At 58.2% G+C, this 26,146-nt stretch carries 33 protein-coding genes; 1 reads left to right on the forward strand and 32 read right to left on the reverse strand.

The features are described 5' to 3' along the window. The first annotated feature begins 82 nt into the window (after positions 1-82). The gene (locus IP81_RS08625) at positions 83-1,867 is read left to right on the forward strand and encodes a cation:proton antiporter (protein ID WP_054107564.1); all 1,785 of its coding nucleotides are present in this window, start codon (positions 83-85) and stop codon (positions 1,865-1,867) included. A gap of 21 nt (positions 1,868-1,888) precedes the next feature. Here IP81_RS08625 and alaS read toward each other — a convergent pair whose 3' ends face one another. The 32 genes from alaS to rpsL all read right to left on the reverse strand — a co-directional run bounded on the left by alaS (position 1,889) and on the right by rpsL (position 26,069). Next, complete coding sequence (alaS, locus tag IP81_RS08630) at positions 1,889-4,534, reverse strand: alanine--tRNA ligase (RefSeq protein ID WP_054107565.1); 2,646 nt, start codon at positions 4,532-4,534, stop codon at positions 1,889-1,891. A 43-nt stretch (positions 4,535-4,577) separates the two neighbouring features. After that, positions 4,578-5,408, reverse strand: coding sequence for a class I SAM-dependent methyltransferase (locus IP81_RS08635; protein ID WP_054107566.1), 831 nt, complete (start codon positions 5,406-5,408; stop codon positions 4,578-4,580). Positions 5,409-5,558: 150 nt separating this feature from the next. Then, on the reverse strand, positions 5,559-6,629 hold the full coding sequence (recA, locus tag IP81_RS08640) for a recombinase RecA (RefSeq protein ID WP_054107567.1): 1,071 nt from the start codon (positions 6,627-6,629) through the stop codon (positions 5,559-5,561). Positions 6,630-6,950: 321 nt separating this feature from the next. Then, positions 6,951-8,306 (reverse strand): NADP-specific glutamate dehydrogenase, encoded by a 1,356-nt coding sequence (gdhA, locus tag IP81_RS08645; RefSeq protein ID WP_054107568.1) that lies wholly within the window; start codon positions 8,304-8,306, stop codon positions 6,951-6,953. A gap of 156 nt (positions 8,307-8,462) precedes the next feature. Further along, positions 8,463-9,185 carry a hypothetical protein gene (locus IP81_RS08650; RefSeq protein ID WP_054107569.1) on the reverse strand — a complete coding sequence of 241 codons (723 nt, stop codon included), beginning with the start codon at positions 9,183-9,185 and terminating at the stop codon, positions 8,463-8,465. A 47-nt stretch (positions 9,186-9,232) separates the two neighbouring features. After that, positions 9,233-9,883, reverse strand: coding sequence for an adenylate kinase (locus IP81_RS08655; protein WP_054107570.1), 651 nt, complete (start codon positions 9,881-9,883; stop codon positions 9,233-9,235). Between the two features lie 28 nt (positions 9,884-9,911). After that, the gene (gene secY, locus IP81_RS08660) at positions 9,912-11,279 is read right to left on the reverse strand and encodes a preprotein translocase subunit SecY (RefSeq protein ID WP_054107571.1); all 1,368 of its coding nucleotides are present in this window, start codon (positions 11,277-11,279) and stop codon (positions 9,912-9,914) included. Between the two features lie 145 nt (positions 11,280-11,424). Next, the gene (gene rplO, locus IP81_RS08665; protein ID WP_054107572.1) at positions 11,425-11,943 is read right to left on the reverse strand and encodes a 50S ribosomal protein L15; all 519 of its coding nucleotides are present in this window, start codon (positions 11,941-11,943) and stop codon (positions 11,425-11,427) included. A 154-nt stretch (positions 11,944-12,097) separates the two neighbouring features. Then, on the reverse strand, positions 12,098-12,274 hold the full coding sequence (gene rpmD / locus IP81_RS08670; protein ID WP_054107573.1) for a 50S ribosomal protein L30: 177 nt from the start codon (positions 12,272-12,274) through the stop codon (positions 12,098-12,100). Between the two features lie 6 nt (positions 12,275-12,280). Then, positions 12,281-13,015: a 30S ribosomal protein S5 gene (rpsE, locus tag IP81_RS08675; RefSeq protein ID WP_054107756.1), complete on the reverse strand. Its 735-nt coding sequence runs from the start codon at positions 13,013-13,015 to the stop codon at positions 12,281-12,283. A gap of 2 nt (positions 13,016-13,017) precedes the next feature. Continuing rightward, positions 13,018-13,368, reverse strand: a complete 351-nt coding sequence (gene rplR / locus IP81_RS08680) for a 50S ribosomal protein L18 (RefSeq protein WP_054107574.1) — start codon at positions 13,366-13,368, stop codon at positions 13,018-13,020. Continuing rightward, positions 13,368-13,901 carry a 50S ribosomal protein L6 gene (rplF, locus tag IP81_RS08685; protein ID WP_054107575.1) on the reverse strand — a complete coding sequence of 178 codons (534 nt, stop codon included), beginning with the start codon at positions 13,899-13,901 and terminating at the stop codon, positions 13,368-13,370. Before rplF ends, rplR begins: the two co-directional genes overlap by 1 nt. Continuing rightward, complete coding sequence (gene rpsH, locus IP81_RS08690; RefSeq protein WP_054107576.1) at positions 13,901-14,296, reverse strand: 30S ribosomal protein S8; 396 nt, start codon at positions 14,294-14,296, stop codon at positions 13,901-13,903. The genes rplF and rpsH overlap by 1 nt, the downstream gene beginning before the upstream one ends. Positions 14,297-14,305: 9 nt before the next feature. Next, entirely contained in the window at positions 14,306-14,611 is a 306-nt protein-coding gene (gene rpsN, locus IP81_RS08695; RefSeq protein WP_054107577.1) for a 30S ribosomal protein S14, read from the reverse strand. 29 nt (positions 14,612-14,640) lie between these two features. Next, positions 14,641-15,222, reverse strand: a complete 582-nt coding sequence (gene rplE / locus IP81_RS08700) for a 50S ribosomal protein L5 (protein WP_054107578.1) — start codon at positions 15,220-15,222, stop codon at positions 14,641-14,643. Further along, entirely contained in the window at positions 15,215-15,532 is a 318-nt protein-coding gene (rplX, locus tag IP81_RS08705) for a 50S ribosomal protein L24 (protein WP_054107579.1), read from the reverse strand. The genes rplE and rplX overlap by 8 nt, the downstream gene beginning before the upstream one ends. After that, positions 15,532-15,900 (reverse strand): 50S ribosomal protein L14, encoded by a 369-nt coding sequence (rplN, locus tag IP81_RS08710; protein WP_054107580.1) that lies wholly within the window; start codon positions 15,898-15,900, stop codon positions 15,532-15,534. Before rplN ends, rplX begins: the two co-directional genes overlap by 1 nt. 103 nt (positions 15,901-16,003) lie before the next feature. Then, complete coding sequence (gene rpsQ, locus IP81_RS08715) at positions 16,004-16,273, reverse strand: 30S ribosomal protein S17 (RefSeq protein WP_054107581.1); 270 nt, start codon at positions 16,271-16,273, stop codon at positions 16,004-16,006. A gap of 10 nt (positions 16,274-16,283) precedes the next feature. Beyond that, the gene (gene rpmC / locus IP81_RS08720; protein WP_054107582.1) at positions 16,284-16,490 is read right to left on the reverse strand and encodes a 50S ribosomal protein L29; all 207 of its coding nucleotides are present in this window, start codon (positions 16,488-16,490) and stop codon (positions 16,284-16,286) included. 9 nt (positions 16,491-16,499) lie between these two features. Next, complete coding sequence (rplP, locus tag IP81_RS08725) at positions 16,500-16,934, reverse strand: 50S ribosomal protein L16 (protein WP_054107583.1); 435 nt, start codon at positions 16,932-16,934, stop codon at positions 16,500-16,502. 22 nt (positions 16,935-16,956) lie between these two features. Then, positions 16,957-17,652, reverse strand: a complete 696-nt coding sequence (gene rpsC, locus IP81_RS08730) for a 30S ribosomal protein S3 (RefSeq protein ID WP_054107584.1) — start codon at positions 17,650-17,652, stop codon at positions 16,957-16,959. Position 17,653: 1 nt separating this feature from the next. Next, complete coding sequence (gene rplV / locus IP81_RS08735; protein WP_054107585.1) at positions 17,654-18,040, reverse strand: 50S ribosomal protein L22; 387 nt, start codon at positions 18,038-18,040, stop codon at positions 17,654-17,656. After that, on the reverse strand, positions 18,040-18,318 hold the full coding sequence (gene rpsS, locus IP81_RS08740; RefSeq protein WP_054107586.1) for a 30S ribosomal protein S19: 279 nt from the start codon (positions 18,316-18,318) through the stop codon (positions 18,040-18,042). Before rpsS ends, rplV begins: the two co-directional genes overlap by 1 nt. A gap of 6 nt (positions 18,319-18,324) precedes the next feature. Continuing rightward, on the reverse strand, positions 18,325-19,161 hold the full coding sequence (gene rplB / locus IP81_RS08745) for a 50S ribosomal protein L2 (RefSeq protein WP_054107587.1): 837 nt from the start codon (positions 19,159-19,161) through the stop codon (positions 18,325-18,327). A gap of 10 nt (positions 19,162-19,171) precedes the next feature. Next, entirely contained in the window at positions 19,172-19,477 is a 306-nt protein-coding gene (locus tag IP81_RS08750; RefSeq protein WP_054107588.1) for a 50S ribosomal protein L23, read from the reverse strand. Then, positions 19,470-20,093, reverse strand: a complete 624-nt coding sequence (gene rplD, locus IP81_RS08755; protein WP_054107589.1) for a 50S ribosomal protein L4 — start codon at positions 20,091-20,093, stop codon at positions 19,470-19,472. Before rplD ends, IP81_RS08750 begins: the two co-directional genes overlap by 8 nt. A 3-nt stretch (positions 20,094-20,096) precedes the next feature. Further along, a complete protein-coding gene (gene rplC / locus IP81_RS08760; RefSeq protein ID WP_054107590.1) occupies positions 20,097-20,855 on the reverse strand; it encodes a 50S ribosomal protein L3 in 759 nt (252 codons plus the stop codon). A gap of 329 nt (positions 20,856-21,184) precedes the next feature. Next, on the reverse strand, positions 21,185-21,496 hold the full coding sequence (gene rpsJ, locus IP81_RS08765; protein ID WP_039334374.1) for a 30S ribosomal protein S10: 312 nt from the start codon (positions 21,494-21,496) through the stop codon (positions 21,185-21,187). Positions 21,497-21,681: 185 nt separating this feature from the next. Continuing rightward, positions 21,682-22,872 carry an elongation factor Tu gene (gene tuf, locus IP81_RS08770; RefSeq protein WP_054107591.1) on the reverse strand — a complete coding sequence of 397 codons (1,191 nt, stop codon included), beginning with the start codon at positions 22,870-22,872 and terminating at the stop codon, positions 21,682-21,684. A 92-nt stretch (positions 22,873-22,964) separates the two neighbouring features. Continuing rightward, a complete protein-coding gene (gene fusA / locus IP81_RS08775; RefSeq protein WP_054107592.1) occupies positions 22,965-25,037 on the reverse strand; it encodes an elongation factor G in 2,073 nt (690 codons plus the stop codon). 75 nt (positions 25,038-25,112) lie between these two features. Next, entirely contained in the window at positions 25,113-25,583 is a 471-nt protein-coding gene (gene rpsG, locus IP81_RS08780; RefSeq protein ID WP_054107593.1) for a 30S ribosomal protein S7, read from the reverse strand. 114 nt (positions 25,584-25,697) lie between these two features. Next, positions 25,698-26,069, reverse strand: coding sequence for a 30S ribosomal protein S12 (rpsL, locus tag IP81_RS08785; protein ID WP_054107594.1), 372 nt, complete (start codon positions 26,067-26,069; stop codon positions 25,698-25,700). Between the last annotated feature and the right edge of the window lie 77 nt (positions 26,070-26,146).

The following is a 26,146-nucleotide window of genomic DNA, read 5'->3' on the forward strand; positions in this document are numbered from 1 at the left end:
AAATACAAAAGGCCCCGGCTCAACCTGGGGCCTTTTTTTGTTTGGCCGTGACACTTGCAGTCCAATTCCCTAACCATCGGGTATGGCTGGAAATCTTGAACCAACAACTGCGCTTTCCGACGTTCTGGTAGTATTGGGGGCTGCGGGCATTGTAATCCCCGCCTTTGCACGGCTGCGCATAACGCCGATCATCGGTTTTATTCTGGTAGGCCTTGCTGTCGGGCCGTTCGGGCTCGGGTCTTTGGTATCGCAATATCCTTGGCTTTATTACGTCACGATATCCAATCCGGCGGCAATTGTCCCGTTTGCCGAATTTGGCATTATCCTCTTGCTCTTCGAAATTGGGCTCGAGCTATCATTCAATCGCCTGTGGGACATGCGCCGTCTGGTGTTCGGCCTTGGCGCGATGGAACTCGCTGTGTCGGCGTTCCTTCTTGCAGCAGTGCTCATCGCATCGGGCCTGCCGATCAGTGGCGCATTCGGCCTTGGTCTTGCGCTTGCGCTGTCGTCCACAGCCCTTGTCCTGCCGATTTCGGGCACCCAAGGCCCGGTCGGGCGGGCAGCGCTCGCCATGCTGCTGTTCGAAGATATCGCGCTTGTCCCGATCATCTTCCTGCTCGGAGCATTCGCTCCGTTGGCCGCACAAGATGCAGGGCCAGGTATCGGGGAAACCTTGCTCTACGGCGCGCTTGTGGTGGCCGCCCTGCTCGTGTTCGGGCGCCTGTTATTGCCGCGCCTGTTTGCACAAGCAGCACAAACCAAAAGCCCCGAACTTTTCCTCGCCGCCACGATGCTGGTGGTCATCGCCTCCGCGCTATCCACCTCGCTCGTCGGTCTCTCGCCGATCATGGGCGCTTTGCTGGCAGGATTGCTGATCGCCGAGACAGAATACCATACCGAGGTCGAGGCGATCACCAAGCCGTTCAAGGGCTTGGCTCTCGGCGTATTCTTGATCACCATAGGCATGGGCATCGATCTGCGCGTCGTCTGGGCGGAGATCGTTCCGCTGACCATTGCTGTGGTTGGCGTTGTTGTGCTCAAATCCATCGTGACCGGATTGGCCCTGCGCGCCATGGGCAAAGGACGCGCCACCGCGCTCCAGACCGGCATCCTGATGGCCAGCCCGTCGGAAACCACGCTGATCGTGCTTACCGCAGCTGCTGAAGCCTCACTGATTGACCGCGAGACTGCGCAATTCTGGCAGATCGTCACCGCCATCGGCCTGACGATCACGCCAATGCTCGCCAAGTTGGGTGAAACCTTGGCAGGACGACTGCACAAGGATACGCCCGATACCGCTCAATCCACTCCCATGGCCGACGTCGACGGCGAGCGCGTAGTGGTCATGGGCTTCGGTCGCGTTGGCCGCCTCATCTCCGAGATGCTCACCGTCCACGGCGCGCAGTGGCTGGGCATCGATAGCAATCCTGACATCGCCAAGATGGCCCGCAAGGAAGGCCTGCCGGTGGTGTTCGGCAATATCGACAGCGAAACCGCGATCCAGCGCCTCGGCCTCGACAATGCCCGCGCGATGATCCTGACAATGGACGAACCCGTGCTGATCCTGCGCATGGTCAAGCGCCTGCGTGCAGCCCACGCCGACCTGCCGATCATCGTTCGCGCGCGCGATGCCGCCCATGCCGCAGCACTTTACAAAGCGGGGGCCAGCCACGCCGTTCCCGAAACGCTCGAAAGTTCGCTGCAATTGTCCGAAGCGGTACTGGTTGACCTCGGCTTCCCGATGGGCCCCGTCATCGCCTCGATCCACGAAAAGCGCGACGAATTCCGCGAAAAAATCAAGGAAGAAGGCGAATTGAACGCCCTGCCTAAGCTGAAGTCAGCCTCGCTCCGCGAGAGGGTAAGGTAAGCCTAGGGTAAGGAGCGAAACTTACCCCGCAATCACCGCCTTAGCCGCAGCAATAGCATCAGCCGCCTTCGCCCCATCCGGCCCGCCACCTTGGGCCATGTCCGGACGGCCACCCCCACCTTTTCCACCCAACGCTTCAACGCCAGCACGCACCAGATCGACTGCGCTCACTTTGCCGACGAGGTCTTCGGTCACTGCTGCTGCGATACTGGCTTTGCCTTCGTTCACCGCAACGATCACCGCCACGCCCGAAACCAAACGCTGCTTGGCTTGATCAAGCAGGCCGCGCAGGTCCTTTGGGTCTAGCCCTTCGAGCACTTGGCCCGAAAATTTCACGCCGCCAATCTCTTCATCAGAATTCTCGGCCTTCGCCGAACCGCCACCCAGAGCCAGCGCCTTCTTCGCCTCGGCCAATTCGCGCTCAAGCTTCTTGCGCTCGTCCATCAGTGCGGCGACGCGTGCTTCAACGTCCTCCGGAGTCGTGCGCAGAATGGCTGCGGTGTTCTTCAGCGCGTCCTCACGCGCGATAAACCACTGCCGCGCGCCCTCGCCCGTCAGCGCCTCGATGCGGCGCACGCCAGATGATACTGCGTTTTCCGAAACGATGCGAAACACGCCGATATCGCCCAGCGCGCGCACATGGGTGCCGCCGCACAGTTCTACCGAATAATGCTTGTCCGCCACGCGGCCCATGCTGAGCACGCGCACTTCATCGCCATACTTTTCGCCGAACAGAGCCATCGCGCCTGCTTCAATCGCATCATCTGGCGTCATCAAGCGCGTGCTAACGGCTTCGTTCGCGCGGATCTCGGCGTTAACTTCCGCTTCAATCGCGGCAATATCATCTGCCGTCAGCGAAGTCGGCTGCGAAAAATCGAAACGAAGGCGGTCCGCTGCGACCAGCGAACCCTTCTGCGTCACATGCCCGCCAAGGCGGTTGCGTAGCGCTGCATGCAGCAAGTGCGTGGCAGAATGGTTGGCACGGATCGCATCGCGGCGTGCCACGTCAATATCGAGTTTCACCACATCGCCGACCTTGATGGTGCCAGCGCTCACCGTCGCATTGTGCGCGTGCAGACGGCCCAAAGGCTTGGCGGTATCATTCACCGCCAGCACCAGACCGTCAGCGCCGTTGATCGCGCCAGCATCGCCTGATTGGCCACCGCTTTCACCATAGAACGGCGTCTGGTTGACGATGACCGTCACGGTATCGCCAGTGCCTGCGCTGTCTACTTCCTTGCCATCCTTCACCAGCGCAACAACTTGCGCCTCGCCGGTTGTGGCCGTGTAGCCGGTGAATTCGGTCGCGCCGACGCGTTCAGCGATATCGAACCATACTTCGCCATCCGCCGCCTGGCCCGAGCCCTTCCACGCAGCGCGTGCTGCCGCTTTCTGCTGCGCCATGGCCGCATCAAAGCCTTCGCGGTCAACCGTAATGCCGCGCGCGCGGAGGGCATCCTCGGTCAGATCGTAAGGGAAGCCGAATGTGTCATAGAGCTTGAACGCTGTTTCACCCGGAAGCTTGTCGCCCTCGCCCAGCGCGCCCGTCGTCTCGTCGAGCAGCTTGAGGCCATTCGACAGGGTGCGGCGGAACTGCACTTCCTCGCGCAGCAAGGTTTCCTCGATCAACGGCTGTGCGCGGCCAAGCTCGGGATAGGCTGCGCCCATTTCAGCTACCAACGCGGGCACAAGACGGTGCATCAAGGGATCGCGCGCGCCCAGCAGATGCGCATGCCGCATCGCGCGGCGCATGATCCGGCGCAGCACATAGCCGCGCCCTTCGTTCGAAGGCAGCACGCCATCTGCCAGCAGGAAGCTGGTCGAGCGCAAGTGATCGGCAATGACCCTGTGGCTGGCGCGCTGATCGCCCTCGGCCTTGACCGACGTCAGGCTTTCGGACGCAGCGATAAGCGCCTTGAAGGTGTCGGTGTCATAGTTGTCATGCTCGCCCTGCATGACCGCAGCGATGCGCTCAAGCCCCATGCCGGTGTCAATGCTCGGCTTGGGCAGGCTGCCGGTGATCTCGCCCGCAGTCTGTTCGAACTGCATGAACACGAGGTTCCAGATCTCGATGAACCGGTCGCCATCCTCGGTTGGCGATCCCGGAGGGCCACCCCAGATGTGATCGCCGTGATCGAAGAAGATTTCCGAGCATGGCCCGCAAGGGCCATCATCACCCATCGCCCAGAAATTGTCCTTCGTGGCAATGCGGATGATGCGATCTTCGGGAAGCTCTGCAATCTTCTGCCAAAGTGCGAATGCCTCATCATCGGTGTGGTAGACCGTAACAAGCAACTTGTCCTTGGGCAGCCCCCACTCGCGCGTCAGCAGGGTCCAGGCGTGGGTGATAGCCTGTTCCTTGAAATAGTCTCCGAACGAAAAATTGCCGAGCATCTCGAAGAAAGTATGGTGGCGCGCGGTATAACCGACATTATCCAGATCGTTGTGCTTGCCGCCTGCCCGCACGCACTTTTGCGACGACGTCGCGCGCGGCGTTGCGCGTGTCTCAAGCCCGGTAAAGACGTTCTTGAACGGGACCATGCCCGCGTTCGTGAACATCAAGGTCGGGTCATTATACGGCACCAGCGGTGCCGACTGCACCACATCGTGGCCAGCGGAGCCGAAATAGTCGAGAAAGGACCGGCGGATTTCGTTCGTGGAAGTCATAGCCTGCCGATTAGGCGAGCGTTTAGCGCGCTACAAGCACGTTTCAACCATTAGAGTAATCGGATGTGGCCGTTACAAGCCACGCAGCGGCAGAAAATGTAACACGAGCGCCATCATGGTGCGCCTCGACCAATGCCAAAAGACGTTTTTCAAAGGCGTGGCGCTCTCCGGGCGGGAGTGTTCGCAAGGCAAATGCTGACGGACCGATTCGCTGAAAGAGCGCCATGGCCTCGGCCACGGCATCCGGCCCGGCTCCGGCGACATAGGCAAAATCTATTGGCTTTAACGCTACTTCCCGCCATCCTGCCAAGCAATGGCGAACGCGAACAGGATCAGCAAAGGCAAATGGGCCGGGCGCATACTGGGCGGCCGGGGTACCTGGCGTGTCGGGCAAGAGTTCCACGATGGCCTTGGCCCAGATATTCTCGGACGGCTTGCGGAAGCAGGAAAAGACAAGGCGCGCACCGGGCTGCGCCTGCGCTGCAAGACGTGCGAATGCTGCGTGCGGGTCGTTCAAAAACATCACACCATGGCGCGATACATAAAGATCAGGTGCGCCCCGGGAATCCGACCACGCAGCCGCATCAGCAAGTTCGAAGGACAAGTTCGCGAGGTTTCCAGCGCGTACTTTCGCCGCTGCCACCAGATCGGGCGAGACATCAACGCCAATAACATTGGCATCGGGCCGCCCGTTTGCCACAGCAATCGCCACCTCACCTGCTCCGCAACCAATGTCGACAATGCGGTTGCCCGGCTCTGCCTCAATAGCAGCCAGCAATTGCGGGGTTAACCCGGAAAAGCTCGTGTCTGTCCGCTGCCATTCCGCCGCCCAATTGCGGCCAACGCTGCCCTGCCAATCTGCAATATCTGTCATTTGGAGATGCTAGGCTGCGTGGCGAAGTATCTCAAGTTGTCGATTCGGCAGCATAGCAAAAAGCCCGCGTGTTCCTGCCGGGGAACACGCGGGCTCTTTGGTTTGGTCGGCCGCTGCGCCGGTCATCGCGCAGCATGCCGCCTTGAAGGATCAAACGTCGTCGTCCGCGTCCGGGCCCGCCATCAGTCCTTCGGCAACCTGATCGGTGCGGCCACGAATCGCAGCTTCGATACGGTTGCAGATCTCCATGTTCTCGCGCAGAAAATTCTTCGAGTTCTCGCGCCCTTGTCCGATGCGGATCGAGTCATAGCTGAACCAAGCACCCGACTTCTCAACCACGCCAGCCTTGACACCAAGATCAAGGATTTCACCAATTTTGGAGATGCCTTCGCCATACATGATGTCGAATTCAACCTGCTTGAACGGCGGGGCAACCTTGTTCTTCACCACCTTGACGCGGGTGGCGTTGCCTACGATTTCGTCACGATCCTTGATCTGCCCGGTGCGGCGGATATCAAGGCGGACCGAAGCATAAAACTTCAGCGCGTTGCCGCCCGTCGTCGTTTCAGGGTTGCCGTACATCACACCAATTTTCATGCGCAACTGGTTGATGAAAATTACCATGCAGCGCGAACGGCTGATCGATCCGGTCAACTTGCGCAGCGACTGGCTCATCAACCGGGCCTGAAGGCCAACGTGGCTGTCACCCATTTCGCCTTCGATTTCAGCGCGCGGAACGAGAGCTGCGACCGAATCGACCACCAGCACGTCAATCGCATTGGAGCGCACCAGCGTGTCGACGATTTCCAGTGCCTGTTCGCCCGTATCAGGCTGGGAGACAATCAGTTCATCGATGTTGACGCCAAGTTTGCGCGCATAGACAGGATCAAGCGCATGCTCGGCGTCGATGAATGCAGCGGTGCCGCCACCCTTCTGGGCTTCGGCAATCACGTGTAATGCCAGTGTGGTCTTGCCCGAGCTTTCGGGACCGTAGATCTCGATAACCCGACCACGTGGCAGTCCGCCAACGCCGAGCGCGATATCGAGCCCAAGCGAGCCTGTGGAAATCGCTTCCACCTGCATGGTTTCTTTCGAGCCCAGCTTCATGGCCGAACCCTTGCCGAACGCACGGTCAATCTGTGCAAGGGCTGCGTCGAGCGCCTTCTGACGATCCATGTCCTTGATCTTACCTTCCTCAATGAGCTTGAGCTGTGCCGCCATGGCTACTTATCCCTTGCTAGAGTTGGCCCACATGAACCGTCAACAAGGGTTATGTACTCCTTGTGTTCTTTTAGAACAAGAGGGGAACAATATTTTTATGCCATTATCGAATCAAGAGCAGCCAAATACCTATGCTGCAAGCAAATTCCCGCCAAAGCTTTTGACGGATCATCCGGAGAATATGCCAATTCCGAGCGGAACAACCGCCACCAATCGCTTCGATTTTGGCGGGATAGGGAACAGCGCTATGCCGATTCGGACAAAGCCTTCGTCTGAGTCGGCCCTGCCACCCGGGAATCGGGTGACAGGGCAAACCATGGATCAGACCACGCCGAACGCCAGCATGGCATCCGCAACCTTTTTGAAGCCTGCGATATTCGCACCCTTCACGTAATCAACATAGCCGCCACCCTGATCGCCATAGGCAAGGCAGGACTTGTGAATGCCCAGCATGATGTCCTTGAGCATCTGCTGCAATTCCTCTTCCTTCCACGAACGGCGCTCGGAATTCTGGCTCATCTCAAGCCCGGACACCGCAACCCCGCCCGCGTTCGAAGCCTTGCCCGGCGCATAGAGGATCTTGGCCGCCTTGAACACATGCACACCATCAAGGTCGGTTGGCATGTTGGCGCCTTCCGACACCGCCTTGCATCCGTTGGTGATCAGCAAGCGTGCGTCATCGCCCAGCAATTCGTTCTGTGTGGCACAAGGCAGCGCCACGTCGCACGGAACGCCCCACGGGGTCTTTCCGGCATGGAATGACGCGCCGGGAAAGGCATCGACATATTCCTCGATCCGCCCGCGACGATGCGTCTTGTGGCTTTTCACCCAATCGATCTTTTCCTGATTGATGCCATCAGGATCGTAAATGTAACCGCCCGAATCTGAAAGCGTCACCACTTTGCCGCCAAGCTGGACGATCTTTTCGGCCGCGTGCGTGGCGACATTGCCCGATCCGGAAATGACGGCCGTTTTGCCGTTCAGGTCTTCGCTCTTGGTCGCCAACATGTTGGCGAGGAAATAGACCGCACCATAGCCTGTTGCCTCGGTCCGGATCAGCGACCCGCCCCACTCAAGGCCCTTGCCCGTCAGCACACCGGTGAAGTTGTTGGTGATGCGCTTGTACTGGCCAAACATAAAGCCAATTTCGCGCGCGCCGACTCCGATGTCGCCAGCAGGAACGTCTACGTCTGCGCCGATATGGCGATAAAGTTCGGTCATGAATGATTGGCAGAAGCGCATGATTTCGCGCACACTTTTGCCTTTTGGATTGAAGTTCGATCCGCCCTTGCCGCCACCCATCGGCAATCCGGTCAGCGCATTTTTGAAAGTTTGCTCGAACGCCAAGAACTTAAGGACAGATTCGGTGACCGACGGATGGAAGCGTATTCCGCCTTTATATGGGCCAATCGCATTGTTGTTCTGCACGCGCCAACCGCGCTGTACGCGGACATTGCCGTTATCATCCTCCCAGCATACCCGGAACGATACGACCCGGTCCGGCTCTGCAATCCGGCGCAGGATTTGCTGGGCGTGGTATTCTTCCTTGTCCTGCATGAAATCGAAGATATCTTCGGCAACTTCTTGCACAGCCTGAACAAATTCCGGCTGATGCGCGTTGCGCTTTTTCACGCCTTCCATGAACGTCGGCAAATCGACATGATCGGTAACAGCCACAACTCTCTCCCCTGATCGAAGCCCAGAAAATGGGCTCAATGTGATGTTAGATGCGGCCCGTATGTCCACGAGCTCTTGCCAAGGGCCGAGTCGGACTTTTGTTGCTGGGAGATTAGCGTCTTTTACGTTTGGCAAAAGCGATGAAACGCAGGCCAGCTATTCAGGAGGTGCTTGGCTGCCCTTCTTGAACATTCGATCCAAGGCTGCCTTTACCGATTCTCCTGCCGACGCATCATCAGCTTCTGACACTGATGGCATTTGCGACGTTGTCGTTTCGTCTGGCGCGCTTGGCGCCGTTCTGCTTTCAATAGGTGAAGCTAACGGGCCGACCAGTTTGATCAAACTCAGCAATTGCTCAGCCAAGACTTTATCGACTGCGCCCGAAATAGTGTCGGCCTTATATCGCATGTATCCGCCGACGACGTATTCCCAGAGGATACGCGTGCCTTTGCCGCTTACGCCATCCACCGGCTTGAAGGTGATCGTCATTGTGCCCGTAACTGCTTCGGATTGGAGCGGCCCGAGGCCCCCGGTCAAGCGCAAGGCGCGATAAGGCTCGGCATAAAGCACACGCATGTGCATGACAGAACCAGCGCGCTGCCCGACCGGCGCGCCCTTGGGCACCGGCAACTTCTCACAGAAGCAGCCGTTGGCAGACGCGTCCAACGTGAGATTAACCGATTCACCCGAGAATGTATGCGCCTTGTTCCACCAAGTGGCGGGCGCAACGAACGCATTCCAAGCATCAGCAGGCGATGCTGCAACCTCTCCGGCGACCCTTATCACGAAACCCGCGTCGCTTTTTTGCACCACCTCGGCAGACGCAGGAACGGCGAGACTTGCAAGCCCCGCCGCCATAATCTTCAAAAGTTTGCGCATAGAACGGCTCTCCCGTCCGCGCCGGGACGGGCGAACCACGCCTGTGATTAGCGACCGTTCAGGATCGCCTCAATAGCGTTCGTCACATCGTCCATTTCAGCCATACCATCGACCCGGGCGACGATGCCACGTTCTTCATACAATGGCAGGATTGGAGCGGTTTTTGCGCGATATTCAGCCATGCGTGTGCGCACAGTCTCTTCATTGTCGTCCGGACGGCGCTTGAATTCCTGGCCTCCGCACTTGTCGCATGTCCCTTCAACCACCGGCTTTTCGAAGGTATCGTGATACCCCTTGCCGCACGATGCGCAGGTGTAGCGCCCCGTGATACGCTCAACCAATGCGTCCTCATTGACTTCGAGTTCGACGACATGGTCCAGCGTCCGACCGCGGGTTTCAAGGATCGCTTCGAGCGATTGTGCCTGCGGTGCCGTGCGCGGATATCCATCAAAAATGGCACCTTGGCCAGAAGCCATTGCGTCCAGCTCATCACCGATCAGCGCCGAAACTATTTCGTCAGAGACAAGCTCACCCGCCTCCATCACAGCCTTTGCCTTGAGGCCCACAGAGGTGCCCGCCTTCACTGCCGCCCGCAACATGTCGCCGGTGGAAAGCTGCTTCATACCGTGGCGTTCGACCAGACGTTGAGCCTGTGTCCCTTTGCCTGCGCCCGGAGGCCCCAACAGGATGATATTCACCAATTCATTCCCCTCTCAACCGGGACCGTCAGCGCAGCCGACCTTTCAGTTTCGCCTTCTTGATCAGATCGCCATACTGGTGGGCCAGTAGATGGGATTGGATCTGGGTTATTGTATCCACGGTCACGTTAACAACAATGAGCAAGCTTGTGCCACCAAAGAATACCGCCCCCATGCCCGTTTCGGCCATGATCCACTCCGGCACAACGCAAACGATCGTGATATATGCCGCACCCAGTACCGTGATGCGGGTCAAAACATAGTCGAGATAATTCGCGGTGTTTTTGCCTGGACGAATGCCGGGAATGAAACCGCCATTCTTCTTCAGGTTTTCTGCAGTCTCCTCAGGGTTGAACACAACCGCAGTGTAGAAGAACGCAAAGAAGATGATGCCGAGGGCATAGAGCAGCATATACAGCGGCTTACCGTGCCCGAGATACTGGTTCAGCGTGACGATCACCTGCCCCATTGTCGTGTCGGGCGAGATCGAATTCCCCGCGAACTGCGTGATGGTCAACGGCAACAGCAGCAACGAACTGGCAAAGATCGGAGGAATGACGCCTGCGGTATTGAGCTTGAGCGGCAAGTGGCTGCTATCAGCCTGCATCATGCCACGCTGCGTTGCCCGCTTGGGGTACTGGATGAGCAAGCGCCGTGTCGAGCGCTCAAAGAAGCAAATAGCGAGCACCAGCACAACCAGCATGATCACAATGCCGACGATCAGAAACGGCGAAATTGCGCCGGTGCGCCCACCTTCAAACAGGTTGCCGAAGAACTTCGGCAACTGCGCGACAATGCCTGCCATAATGATCAGCGAAACACCGTTGCCGATGCCGCGTGATGTGATCTGTTCGCCGAGCCAAAGCAGGAACATGGTTCCGCCGATCAACGAGATCACCGCCCCGACGCGGAACAACATGCCGGGATTGACCACCGCCTGCAATCCACTTGACGCGCCGTAGGCTTCAAGCCCGGAGGCCAGCACCCAGCCCTGGACGGCCGTGAGCAGCACCGCGCCATAACGCGTATACTGGTTAAGCTTCTTGCGCCCGCTTTCGCCTTCCTTCTTCATCGCCGCAAGCGACGGATGAAGCGAGGCGGCCAACTGTACCACGATCGAAGCCGTGATGTAGGGCATAACGCCGAGCGCAATAAGACTCATGCGTTCAAGCGAGCCGCCAGAAAACGCATTAAAAATGTCAAGTACGCCACCACGCGTCTGGTCGTACAGCGTCTCCATGATCAACGGGTTCACACCCGGCAGCGGAACAAAGCTCAGGAAACGGAAAACGATGAGAGCACCCACCGTAAACCAGATCCGGTTTTTCAGCTCAGTCGCTTTGGAGAAGTTGGCCAGACTGAGGTTGCTGGCGATGTTATCGGCGCGTGATGCCATGTTCGAGGTTCAAGCCTTGCTGTGAGACCGGGCGTTTCGCCTGCCTCCATCATATCGAACTAGCCCATATAGTGCGGGTTCGCAAAAGTCGAACCCTTGCAATGCCAAGATCCCCACCCGTGTTAGGGGCGGGGACCGGAATGCTTCACTTGGCCTGCTTGTTGGCCTCGCGGCGTGCGGTTTTCTTTTCATGCTCGCTCGGCTGAGCGGCAGGAAGTTCAACAGAACCACCGGCCTTTTCAACGGCGTCAAGCGCGCCCTTGCTAACACCATCAACCTTGAAGCTGACCTTGGCAGTGAATTCGCCCTTACCGAGCAAACGCACACCATCCTTGCCACCACGAGCAAGACCGGCGGCCTTGAGCGCGGCATGGTCGATCGGCGCCGACAAGTCGAACTTGCCAGCATCAATCATCTTCTGGATCATACCGAGGTTCACTTCGGCGAAGTCCTTGGCGAAGATGTTGTTAAAACCGCGCTTTGGAATACGCATGTGGAGCGGCATCTGGCCGCCTTCAAAACCGTTGATCGACACGCCCGAACGCGCTTTGGCGCCCTTCTGGCCGCGACCTGCGGTCTTGCCCTTGCCCGAACCGATACCACGGCCCACGCGCATGCGACCTTTACGGGCGCCTTTGTTGTCGGAGATTTCGTTCAATTTCATGTCGTGCACTCGCTTTCGCTTTTGTCGCGCTGGAAAGAAGCGGCGCGCATAGGACAAAACCTTACGCGTGTCACCCCTTTAGGAGCTTCTGGCCCCAAATGGAAAACCCCGGCACTTGGCCGGGGTGTCCCGATATTCCCACAAAACGTAATGATCAGTCGACCACTGCAACCATGTGGGGAAGCTTGGCAATCGCCCCGCGCACTTCAGCCGTGTCTTCCAACTCGACGACGCGATTCATCTTACCAAGGCCCAAACCGATCAGAATCTTCTTCTGATGTTCAGGACGGCGGATTGGCGAACCAATCTGCTTGATTTTGATCGTAGCCATTACCGATTACTCCGTGATGGCATCGGCAGCAGCTTCGGCTTCAACCGAAGTTGCGCCACCGCGACCGAGCAGATCGGCAACCTTCTTGCCACGACGCTGGGCAACCGACTTCGGAGAAGTCTGGCTGACAAGCGCGTCGAAGGTTGCGCGGATCATGTTGTAAGGATTGGAAGTGCCGACCGACTTGGTCACCACGTCCGAAACGCCGAGGCTTTCGAAGACGGCGCGCATCGGGCCACCGGCGATGATACCCGTACCGGCAGGAGCCGTGCGCAGGTTCACCTTGCCCGCACCGAAACGGCCCTTGCCGTCATGATGCAGAGTGCGACCTTCCTTCAGCGGCACGCGGACCATAGCGCGCTTTGCAGCGGCAGTCGCCTTCGTGATCGCTTCAGGCACTTCGCGCGCCTTGCCCTTGCCGAAGCCTGCACGACCCTTGCCGTCACCGACAACGACCAATGCAGCAAAACCGAAGCGCTTGCCGCCCTTGACGGTCTTCGAAACGCGGTTGATGTGAACGAGCTTTTCAATCAGCTCCTCACCACCGTCATCATCGCCGCCACGGCCACCACGACGATCGTCGCGGCGCCCACCACGGTTGTTTCCACCGCGATCATTGTTGCCACCGCGATCGTTGCCACCACGGCCACGACCACGGCCACGACCTTCACGCTGCGGCTCACCGCCGGCCGCGTCTGCGACAACGGCGACTTCGCCTTCCAGGTTGGTTTCGTCAGCCATCATCAGAACTCCAGGCCGCCAGCGCGGGCAGCATCAGCCAGCGCCTTGACGCGGCCATGGAACAGGAACCCGCCGCGATCGAACACAACGGTCGTAACGCCAGCGGCCTTGGCCTTCTCGGCGATTTCGGCGCCAACCTTTGCCGCAGCATCGATGTTCGCGCCAATCGACTTCTCGCCAGTGACCAGCGAAGAAGCGGCAGCAACCGTATGGCCCTGTGCGTCGTCGATGATCTGGGCGTAGATGTGACGGCCAGAACGGTGGATCGAAAGACGCGGACGGCCACCCGAACGCGCTTTGAGCGCAGTGCGGACACGCAGCCGACGGCGTGCGAAGAGAGACAGCTTTGCCATTACTTCTTCTTCCCTTCCTTGCGGAAGACAAACTCGCCACGGTACTTGATGCCCTTGCCCTTGTAAGGCTCAGGCTTGCGCCAGCGACGGATTTCGGCGGCAACCTGGCCGACCTTCTGCTTGTCGATACCCGAGATTTCCACCGTGGTGTTATCAGGGGTCTTGATCTCAATTCCTTCAGGAATGACGAAATCAACGTCATGGCTGTAGCCGAGCTGTAGCTTCAGGTTCTTGCCCTGCGAGTTGGCACGATAACCAACACCGGTAATTTCAAGAACCTTGGTGTAGCCCTGCGTGACGCCAGTCACGAGGTTGTCAACCAATGTGCGCTGCATGCCCCAGAAGGCACGCGCGGCTTTGGTTGCGTTCGCCGGCTTCACGGTGATCGTGTCAGCCTCAAGGGTGTAGCTGATTTCATCGCGAAGCGTTAGCGAGAGGGAGCCCTTGGGCCCCTTCACGGACAGCACGCCATTGGCGATATCAGCGGTGACGCCGCTAGGGATCGTCACCGGCTTTTTGCCGATGCGGCTCATCAGAAGACCTCCGCGAGCACTTCGCCGCCGACATTGGCTGCACGTGCTTCGGCATCCGAAAGCACGCCGCGTGGCGTCGAGACGATGGTGATGCCCAGGCCGTTGCGAATTACCGGAAGTTCTTTCGAACCCGAGTAAACGCGGCGGCCAGGCTTCGAAACACGGGCAACATGCTTGATCGCAGGCTGGCCTTCGAAATACTTGAGCTCGATACGCAGCTGCGGATGGGCGCCAGTGGCGTCTTCCGAGAAACCGCGAATGTAACCTTCACGCTGAAGGACTTCGAGAACGTGTGCACGCAGCTTGGAAGCGGGCGAGAGGACAGTGTCTTTCTTTGCCTGCTGGCCATTGCGGATGCGGGTGAGCATGTCACCCAAAGGATCGGTCATTGCCATCGGATGTCCTTACCAGCTCGACTTGGTCAGGCCGGGGATAAGGCCCTTGTTGCCTTTGTCCCGCAGCTCGATCCGGCAAAGGCCGAACTTGCGATAGTAGCCGCGTGGGCGACCAGTCGTTGCGCAACGGTTGCGAACCCGGGTCGGGTTTGCGTTGCGGGGAATCTCGGCCATCTTGAGGCGGGCGATCAGACGCTCGGTTTCATCGAGGTTCTGGTCGTCAGCAACAGCCTTGAGCGCTGCATACTTCGCCGCATACTTTACGACGAGCTTCTTGCGACGCTCATTCTTATTGATGGAACTCAGTTTCGCCATGGACTTAAGCTCTCTTCTTCAAATCAGGATCACGCGGCCTGCTGCTCTTCAGCAGCTTCCAGCGGGAACGGGAAACCGAACAGGCGAAGCAATTCACGTGCTTCATCGTCGGTCTTCGCGGTGGTGGTGACGATGATGTCCATGCCACGCACCTTCTCGATCTGGTCGTAGCTGATCTCTGGAAAGATGATCTGCTCTTTCAGACCCATCGCATAGTTGCCGCGACCATCAAACGACTTCGGGTTCAACCCACGAAAGTCGCGGATGCGAGGCATTGCAATGGTGATAAGGCGGTCAAGAAATTCATACATGCGTTCACGACGCAAGGTGACCTTGCAACCGATCGGCATGCCTTCGCGCAGCTTGAACTGGGCGATCGACTTCTTTGCCTTGGTGATGACGGGCTTCTGGCCAGCAATCAGCTCCATTTCGGCAGCTGCGGTCGTGACCTTCTTCTTGTCCTGGCTCGCTTCGCCCACACCCATGTTGAGCGTGATCTTATCGATGCGCGGGATTTCCATCACGTTCTTGTAGCCAAACTTGGCCTGCATCGCCGCAGCGATTTCAGTGTCAAACTTGGTCCGCATACGCGGAGTGTACTGATCAGCCATCGATGGCCTCCCCGGACTTCACGGCCACACGGACCTTCTTGCCGTCCTTGATTTCAAAGCGGACGCGGGTGGGCTTGCCATCCTTGTCTGCGACAGAAACCTTGGAGATGTGCAGCGGAGCTTCAAAGCGATCAATGCCGCCTTGTGGGTTCTGCTGGCTTGGCTTGCGGTGGCGGGCAGCAATGTTGATACCGCCGACGACTACCTTGTCATCCTTAGGCATAACCTGCAAAACAGTGCCTGAACGGCCCTTGTCCTTGCCCGAACGAACGACGACGGTATCGCCCTTCTTGATCTTAGCGGTGGCCATTACAGCACCTCCGGCGCAAGGCTGATGATCTTCATGAAGCCCTTGGCGCGAAGTTCACGCACAACTGGACCGAAGATACGCGTACCAATCGGCTCTTCGTTCTTGCCGACGAGTACGGCAGCATTGCCGTCAAAACGGATAACGCTACCATCGGCGCGGCGTACGTCCTTAGCGGTACGCACGATCACGGCGCGATGAACGTCGCCCTTCTTGACGCGAGCGCGCGGCTGCGCCTCTTTAACCGACACCACAATGACGTCGCCAACGCTCGCGAACCGACGCTTAGAGCCACCCAGTACCTTGATGCACTGGACGCGCTTTGCGCCGCTGTTGTCCGCGACGTCGAGATTGGATTGCATCTGGATCATTGATCCGGTTCCTTCTCACTGGCTTGCCGGAACCAGTCCGGCAGTTCCAAAACTGTCGCCCGGGCCGAAGCACGACTAGCGCCGTACTGCAACCCGAAATTCGTCAGACGTCCGCTTCGACAGCGGTGCCCTTACCGGCCTGGACGCGGTCGATGACCTTCCACGTCTTCAGTTTCGAGATCGGCGCAGTCTCTTCGATGCGCACGGTCTCACCGATCTTGAACACATTCGTCTCGTCGTGGGCGTGATACTTCTTCGAACGACGGATGATCTTCCCGTACAACGGGTGCTTCACCTTACGCTCAACTTTCACGACCACGGTCTTGTCGGTCTTGTCGGAAACTACGGTCCCGGTCAAAATACGCTTTGGCATATCTGCTTCCTTACGCCTTGGCCGACTGAGTACGCTCAGTCTGCAGCGTCTTGATGCGGGCGATATCGCGACGGACCTCCTTGATGCGCGCAGGGCGCTCAAGTTGGTTTGTCGCACCCTGAAAACGCAGGTTGAACTGTTCGCGCTTCAGCTCGGCGAGATCAGCAGAAAGCTGGTCGTCGCTCTTGACGCGAAGGTCTTCGAACTTGGCCATCATCTTTCCTCCTTACTCGCCACCAAGATGCGAAGTATCACCCAGGCGGGCAACAACCTTCGTCTTGATCGGCAGCTTCATCGCAGCGCGGCTAAATGCCTCGGCAGCGAGCGGACCGGGAACGCCATCCAGTTCGAACAGGATGCGACCTGGCTTTACGCGGGCCGCCCAGTATTCGATCGAACCCTTGCCTTTACCCTGACGAACTTCGGCAGGCTTCTTCGACACTGGCACGTCTGGGAACACGCGGATCCACAGACGACCCTGACGGCGAATGTGGCGAGTGATCGCGCGGCGGGCCGCTTCGATCTGGCGTGCGGTGATCCGCTCTGGCTCCATAGCCTTAAGGCCGTAGGAGCCGAAGTTCAGGTCCGAACCGCCCTTTGCCAAGCCATGGATACGGCCCTTGAAGGTCTTGCGGAACTTGGTCTTCTTCGGTTGCAGCATGGTGCTTCTCTACCCTCGAGGCTCAGCGTGCCGGACGAACGCCGGAAGTTTGCGCTTCCAGCATAAGTCGGTCCTGCGCCATCGGATCATGACCGAGGATCTCGCCTTTGAAGATCCAGGTCTTGATGCCGATGATGCCATAGGCGGTAAGCGCTTCGGCTTCAGCATAGTCGATGTTCGCGCGCAGCGTGTGCAACGGAACCCGGCCTTCGCGATACCATTCGACGCGAGCGATTTCAGCGCCACCGAGACGACCACCGCAAGTGATCTTGATGCCTTCAGCGCCAAGACGAAGCGCCGACTGAACGGCTCGCTTCATCGCGCGACGGAAAGCAACACGGCGGATCAGCTGATCGGCAATACCTTGGGCGACAAGCTTACTGTCGATTTCCGGCTTGCGGATTTCAACAATGTTCAGCTTAACGTCGCTACCGGTCATCGCAGCAAGCTTTGAACGAAGCTTTTCGATGTCAGCGCCCTTCTTACCGATGATGACACCGGGACGGGCAGCATAGATCGATACGCGGCAAAGCTTGGCAGGACGCTCGATAACGACCTTCGACACGGCTGCCTGCGGCAGGGTATCAAAGACGAACTTGCGGATCGCCAGATCTTCCTTGAGCATCTGCGCATAGTTACGCCCTTCGGCGTACCAGCGGCTGTCCCAAGTGCGATTGATCTGCAAGCGCAGACCAATGGGGTTAGACTTATGACCCATATCAGGCCTCCCCTTCTTCGGTTGCTTCGCGAACGACAATCCGGAGGCGCGAAAATGGCTTCAGGATTCGTGTTGACTTACCACGACCACGGGTGTGGAAGCGCTTCATCGTCACCGACTTGCCGACCGAGGCTTCCGCCACGAACAACGCGTCAACGTCGAGGTTATGGTTGTTTTCCGCATTGGCGATCGCCGAAGCAAGAACCTTGCGCGCATCAACAGCCATGCCCTTGGTCGAGAACGACAGGATGTTCATGGCTTCTTCAGCGGTCTTGCCACGGATCAGCGCAGCAACGAGATTGAGCTTCTGGGCCGAACCACGGATCGTGGTACCGACTGCCAGCGCTTCGTTGTCACCAACGCGGCGTGGAGCTGCAGGCTTGCTCATTAGCGCTTGCCCTTCTTGTCTGCGGCGTGCCCGGGGAAGGTGCGCGTGGGCGCAAATTCACCAAGCTTGTGGCCAACCATCTCTTCCGAGACGGAAACGGGGATGAACTTGTGACCGTTGTATACGTTGAACGTCAGTCCAACGAACTGCGGCAGAATGGTCGAACGACGCGACCATGTCTTGATCGGGCCAGCGCGAGAGCCTGAGTCCTGAGCGACTTCCGCCTTCTTCAGGAGGTGCAGGTCGACGAAGGGGCCCTTCCAGATGGAACGTGCCATGGGGTGTTACCTCTTCTTCTTCGCGTGACGCGAACGGATGATCATCTTATCCGTCGACTTGTTGTGACGGGTACGAGCGCCCTTTGTTGGCTTACCCCATGGTGTAACCGGATGACGGCCACCGGAGGTACGACCTTCACCACCACCGTGCGGGTGATCGACAGGGTTCTTGGCGACACCGCGTGTCAGCGGGCGAATGCCCTTCCAACGGTTGCGGCCAGCCTTTGCAAGGTTCTGGTTGGCATTGTCGGGGTTCGACACTGCGCCAACCGTACCCATGCAATCACCGCGCAGGTAACGCTGCTCGCCCGAGTTCAGGCGTACAATAACCATGCCGCGGTCACGACCGACGAGTTGGACATATGTACCCGCCGAACGCGCAATCTGACCGCCCTTACCTGGCTTCATCTCCACGTTGTGGATGATCGTGCCAACCGGCATTTGCGACAGAAGCATGGCGTTGCCAGGCTTCACATCGGTCTTTTCGCCAGCAACGATAACGTCGCCAACTGCAAGACGCTGTGGTGCGATGATGTAGGTCTGTTCACCGTCTTCGTACTTCACGAGGGCGATGAAAGCCGTGCGGTTAGGGTCATATTCAAGACGCTCGACGGTTGCCGGCATATCCCACTTACGACGCTTGAAGTCGATGAAGCGGTAGGTCTGCTTGTGGCCACCTGCGATGCCGCGCGAGGTCACATGACCCTTGTTGTTGCGGCCGCCGGTCTTGCTTTTACCTTGGGTCAGCGCCTTGAGCGGCTTGCCCTTCCACAGCGACGATTTGTCGACGAGGATAAGGCCGCGGCGTGCGGGGCTGGTCGGATTATAGTTCTTGAGTGCCATGGTGCGCGCCTCAAATACCGCTGGTGACGTCGATCGACTGGCCTGGGGCCAGAGTCACGACAGCCTTCTTGAAATCAGAACGCTTGTAGGGCTTACCCTTCCAGCGCTTGGTCTTGCCATCCTGGTTCAAGGTATTCACTTTCGTGACCTTGACATCAAACAGGGCTTCAACCGCTGCCTTGATCTCCGGCTTGGTTGCCTTGTCGGCAACCTTGAAGACCACGGCGTTGTGCTCGCTGAGCAGCGTCGCTTTTTCGGTGATGTGGGGAGCCACAATCACGTCATAGTGACGCGTGTCGATTGCTTCCTTAGCCATTGAAGCGCGCCTCCAGCTTTTCGACAGCCGAGCGCGTCAGCACCAGGGTGTCATGCTTCAGGATGTCGTAAACGTTTGCACCGATTGCGGGCAGGACGTTCACACCGATGATGTTGCGCGCAGCCTTGGCGAAGTTGTCGTTCACCGCTTCGCCATCGATCACAAGGACCTTCTTGCCGAAGTTTGCTTTTGCGAGCTGACCTACCAGCGCCTTGGTCTTTGCTTCAACGTCGAGGTTATCGACGATGATCAGACCAGCTTTAGCCTTCGATGACAGAGCCATCTTCAGACCGAGAGCACGGACCTTCTTGTTCAGCGAAACATCGAATTCACGGACGCGGGGACCATGGGCCTTGCCGCCACCGATGAAAATCGGAGCCTTGCGATCGCCATGACGAGCCGTACCACCGCCCTTTTGGCGACCGAACTTCTTGCCGGTCCGGGCAACGTCGGACCGCTCGCGCGCCTTGCGGGCAATGCCGCGACGGTTTTCAAGCTGCCAGGTAACGACGCGGTGCAGAATGTCAGCGCGCGGCTCAATGCCGAACACATCATCTGCGAGTTCCACTTCGCCAGTACCGGCGCTTCCGTCCAGATTGAGGACTTGAACTTTCACGACTTAGCCCTCCTGGCCTTCGGCGGTGTCGACAGCCGCGCCGGTATCGGCGGGAGTGTCGGCAGCAGCCGATTCGTTGCTGTTGGCAGCCTGCTTGAGGCCGGCGGGATAAGGTGCATCGGCGTGACGCGAAACCTTCACGGCATCGCGGACGAGCAGCCAGCCATTCTTCGAACCGGGGACAGAGCCCTTTACGAAGATCAGGCCGCGCTCATCGTCAACACGGACGACTTCGAGGTTCTGCTGGGTGCGCTGCTTGTCGCCCATGTGTCCAGCCATCTTCTTGTTCTTGAAGACGCGGCCCGGATCCTGGCGTTGGCCTGTCGAACCGAGTGCACGGTGCGAGATCGACACGCCGTGCGTTGCACGCATACCGCCGAAACCCCAACGCTTCATACCGCCCGCAAAGCCCTTGCCCTGCGTGTTGCCCGAAACGTCGACCATCTGGCCGGGAACGAAGTGCGAAGCGGCGATAGTCGAGCCGACTTCGACGGTTGCATCATCTGCAACGCGAAATTCGGCGACTTCCATCTTCAGCGGCACTTGCGCCTTGGCGAAGTGCTCACGCTGCGGCTTTGCAACGTTCTTTTGCTTGGCTTGGCCTGCACCGAGCTGGAGAGCAACGTAACCGTCAGTCTCCGCAGTGCGTACCGAAACCACCTGGCAATTTTCTAGCGAAAGGACGGTGACCGGCACGTGCCGACCATCTTCCTGAAAAATTCGGGTCATCCCGACTTTCTTCGCGATCACGCCGGTGCGCATGATCCATACTCCTCACAGAGGCATGCCAGACCCATTCCGACATGCATGTTCAGCCCGTATGTGAAGCGCGCCCCCGACCGGGCTGAATGTCCCTGCTGAAACAGAAACAATCGGGGGACGCTTGCCCGGCTGTGCGATTACCCAGTCAAGCTGGACCAACGCGGCGCCGGAGGTATCCCATTGTCAACGAGGCTTTTGTTACCTCGAAAACTCTGGCCCTTTACCGAAGTAAAGGTCTTAGCCGGAATATACCGGCCAGAAACTTTGAACCGTTGCGGACGATCCGACCGGATGCTCCCCTACAAAAGTAAGGGCATCTTCAAACCGCCTTAAGCAAGTTTGATTTCGACATTGACGCCAGCAGCGAGGTCCAGCTTCATCAGCGCATCGACCGTTGCAGCATTTGGCTGCACAATGTCGAGAAGGCGCTTGTAAGTGCGGACTTCAAACTGCTCACGCGACTTCTTGTCGATGTGAGGACCACGGTTTACCGTGAACTTTTCAATGCGCGTTGGCAACGGGATTGGTCCCCGGATCAGCGCGCCAGTGCGGCGTGCTGTATCAGCAATTTCTCCAGTGGCCTGGTCGAGCACACGATGATCAAAGGCCTTAAGGCGAATGCGGATATTCTGGGCGTCCATGTCCGTTAACCGATGCGAAAGAGCAAAACAAAAAAGCCAGTCGACCTACCCTCTACCCCTACCCCAGTTATGAAGCTCGGGGAGAGCGGGCCACCTGACGTTTGGCACAAGTGCCAATTAAGCGATCAGAAGCAAAAAACCGTACGGCGGGGAGAGTGATTCTCCCCGCCGGAGCGCGGCCTATATTACTTCGTGATGGTGCTGACAACCCCAGAACCGACAGTGCGGCCACCTTCGCGAATTGCGAAGCGAAGACCTGGATCCATCGCGATTGGAGCGATCAACTTTACGCCGATCGAAACGTTGTCGCCAGGCATAACCATCTCGGTGCCTTCTGGCAGAACAACTTCACCGGTCACATCGGTCGTACGGAAGTAGAACTGCGGACGGTAGTTGGCGAAGAATGGCGTATGACGGCCGCCTTCGTCCTTCGACAGCACGTAGACTTCAGCCGAGAACTCGGTGTGCGGCGTAACCGAACCGGGCTTGCACAGCACTTGGCCGCGCTCGACGTCTTCACGCTTGATACCGCGAACGAGCGCACCAACGTTATCGCCAGCTTCACCCTGATCGAGCAGCTTGCGGAACATTTCAACGCCGGTCACGACGGTCTTCTGGGTATCTTTCAGACCGACGATTTCAACTTCTTCACCGACCTTGACGATACCGGTTTCGATACGGCCGGTCACAACCGTACCACGACCCGAGATCGAGAACACGTCTTCTACTGGCATCAGGAAAGGCTTGTCGGTTGGGCGAGGAGGCTGTGGGATCCACGAGTCAACCGCAGCCATGAGCGCGTTGATCGAATCGCGGCCGATGGCATCGTCGCGTCCTTCGAGTGCGGCAAGTGCCGAGCCCTTGACGAACGGAATGTCATCGCCTTCAAAGCCATACGAGCTCAGCAGCTCGCGCATTTCGAGTTCGACGAGTTCGAGGATTTCTTCATCGTCGACCTGGTCAACCTTGTTCATGTAAACAACGAGGGCAGGAACACCAACCTGACGTGCAAGCAGGATGTGCTCGCGGGTCTGTGGCATAGGACCGTCGGCCGAGTTCACGACCAGGATCGCGCCGTCCATCTGGGCGGCACCGGTGATCATGTTCTTCACATAGTCAGCGTGACCTGGGCAGTCGACGTGCGCATAGTGACGGTTGGCAGTTTCGTACTCGACGTGTGCGGTCGAGATGGTGATGCCGCGCTCGCGCTCTTCTGGAGCCTTGTCGATGTTTGCGTAGTCGGTGAAAGTTGCACCGCCGGTTTCGGCGAGAACCTTCGTGATTGCTGCTGTCAGCGTGGTCTTGCCGTGGTCAACGTGACCGATGGTGCCGATGTTGCAGTGCGGCTTGTTCCGCTCAAACTTAGCCTTGGCCATTGTTCAAACCTTCTATTTTCAAGTGTGCAGATACTGCGGGAAAAGGACGGCACCCGCTGAATCGAGCGCCGCCCCTAAAGCTATATGAATGGTTATGCAAGCTTCGCCTTGACTTCGGCCGCTACGTTGGCCGGAACCTCGTCGTAGTGATCAAAGAACATGGAGTAGTTAGCACGGCCTTGGGTGAACGAGCGGAGCTGGTTCACATAGCCGAACATGTTTGCCAGAGGGACCATGGCCGTAACGGCCTGGGCGTTGCCCCGGCTGTCTGTACCCTGGATCTGGCCACGACGTGAGTTGATGTCGCCGATCACGTCACCGAGGTATTCCTCAGGCGTGATCACCTCAACTTTCATGATCGGTTCGAGCAGCTTGATGCCTGCCTTCTGCGCGACTTCACGCATACAGCCACGGCCAGCGATTTCGAATGCCAGTGCCGACGAATCGACGTCATGGTAGGCGCCGTCGTAGAGCGTGATAGCAAAGTCGATAATCGGGAAGCCAACGAGCGAGCCCGTAGCCGCGATTTCACGGAAGCCCTTTTCAATCGCAGGGATATATTCCTTGGGAATATTACCACCCTTGATTTCATCGGTGAAGATGATGCCTGAACCACGCTCGCCCGGTGCAACACGCACCTTCACGCGACCGAACTGGCCAGTACCACCCGACTGCTTCTTGTGGGTATAATCCACATCCACAGCCTTGCCGAGGTATTCGCGGTAAGCCACCTGCGGCGCACCAACGTTGGCTTCGACCTTGAATTCGCGACGCATGCGATCGACGATGATTTCGAGGTGGAGTTCGCCCATCCCCTTGATGATTGTCTGGCCCGATTCGTGATCGGTCGCAACGCGGAACGAAGGATCTTCCGCCGACAGACGATGCAGAGCAACGCCCATCTTTTCCTGGTCGGCCTTGGTCTTTGGCTCCACCGAAAGCTCGATAACGGGCTCGGGGAATTCCATGCGCTCAAGAATGATCGGCTGGCGTTCGGCACACAGGGTGTCGCCCGTCGTCGTTTCCTTGAGGCCTGCCAGAGCAACGATGTCGCCTGCATAGGCTTCATCGATGTCTTCGCGGCTGTTCGCATGCATCAACAGCATGCGGCCAACCTTTTCCTTCTTGCCCTTTACCGAATTCAGGTAGCTGCCCTTGTTGAGCGTGCCCGAATAGATGCGGGTAAAAGTGAGCGAGCCGACAAACGGGTCGTTCATGATCTTGAACGCCAGCGCCGAGAACGGTGCTTCGTCCGAGGTCTCACGGCTGTCAGGCTCGTCCGTATCGGGGTGAACACCCTGCACGTCTTCGATGTCGAGCGGCGAAGGTAGGTAATCCACCACAGCGTCGAGCAGGGGCTGCACGCCCTTGTTCTTGAACGCCGAACCACACAACACAGGCACAAATGCCTGCCCCAGCGTGCCCTTGCGGATCAGCGCCTTGAGCGTTACCACATCAGGCTCGTTGCCTTCAAGGTACGCTTCCATCGCGTCATCGTCCTGCTCGACGGCAAGTTCGATCAACTGGTTGCGATAGTCGGCAGCCTTGTCGGCCATGTCGGCGGGGATTTCTTCGTAGAAGAATTCAGCGCCCAGCGCTTCGTCTTTCCAGATGATCGCCCGGTTTTCGACCAGATCGACAAGACCTTTGAAGTCTGCTTCTGCGCCAATCGGCAGATACAGAACGGCAGGCTTGGCGCCGAGGCGGTCGATGATCGTCTGGACGCAATAGTAGAAGTTTGCGCCGGTGCGATCGAGTTTGTTGATGAAACACATGCGCGGGACTTTGTACTTGTCCGCCTGGCGCCATACGGTTTCAGACTGCGGCTCAACGCCTGCGACGCCATCAAAGGCGGCGACGCAACCATCGAGCACGCGCAGCGAACGTTCAACTTCGATGGTGAAGTCAACGTGGCCGGGGGTGTCGATGATGTTCAGGCGGTGATCGTTCCAGATGCAGGTCGTCGCGGCCGACGTGATCGTGATGCCGCGTTCCTGCTCCTGTTCCATCCAGTCCATCGTAGCAGCGCCGTCATGGACTTCGCCGATCTTGTAGGACTTGCCGGTATAAAAAAGGATGCGCTCGGTCGTCGTCGTCTTGCCGGCATCGATGTGTGCCATGATGCCGAAGTTACGATAGCGATCAAGCGGATGGCTGCGTGCCATGATGCTGTTCCTTGGGAGTATGGGGGAGCCACGAAAGCCCCGCCCATATGGTTACAAGTGTGACCGTTTAAAGACTTACCAGCGGTAATGGCTGAACGCGCGGTTCGCGTCGGCCATACGGTGGGTGTCTTCACGCTTCTTGACGGCGTTGCCACGGTTGTTGGCAGCATCAAGCAGCTCGGCCGACAGGCGCGCAGCCATCGTCGTTTCCGAACGGTTGCGGGCAGCGGTGATCAACCAGCGGATGGCCAGAGCCTGGGCGCGTTCGGGACGCACTTCGACCGGGACCTGATACGTAGCACCACCAACGCGGCGCGAACGCACTTCGATCTGCGGCTTTACGTTATTGAGCGCATCATGGAACAACTGGATTGGATCCGTCTTTGCGCGGGCCAGCATGGTATCCATTGCACCGTAAACGATGCTTTCTGCGACCGACTTCTTACCATCGAGCATGAGGTTGTTCATGAACTTCGACAGGGTCTGATCACCAAACTTCGGATCAGGCAGGATGACCCGCTTTTCCGGACGACGACGACGTGACATCTTGAATTCCTTCCGATCGGATCGACCTTAGCCGACCCCAAAACGATTAAGCGTACCTGAAAAATGCATTAGCAGTTCAGGAACAGCCCGAAGGCCCCTGCCCTGCCACCTGCATTACTTCGGACGCTTAGCGCCGTACTTCGAGCGCGACTTCTTGCGATCCTTGACGCCCTGTGTATCGAGCACGCCGCGCAGGACGTGGTAACGCACACCGGGAAGATCGCGGACGCGGCCGCCACGGATGAGCACAACCGAGTGCTCTTGAAGGTTGTGGCCTTCACCGGGGATGTACGAAATGACTTCGCGCTGGTTGGTCAGACGGATCTTGGCGACCTTGCGGAGAGCCGAGTTCGGCTTCTTCGGAGTCGTCGTGTAAACGCGGGTGCAAACACCGCGCTTTTGCGGGTTTTGCTCCATCGCAGGGACCTTGGACTTGGCCTTCTGCGGTTCGCGGCCCTTGCGGACCAGCTGATTGATTGTAGGCATGAAGTACTCTTCACCTTGGTTGTGACCCGTTGGGCAAGGTGAAGAAATCGCGGAATTCGCGAATGAAAACAGCACGC

This window comes from Novosphingobium sp. AAP83, from assembly GCF_001295795.1.
GTDB lineage: Bacteria > Pseudomonadota > Alphaproteobacteria > Sphingomonadales > Sphingomonadaceae > Novosphingobium.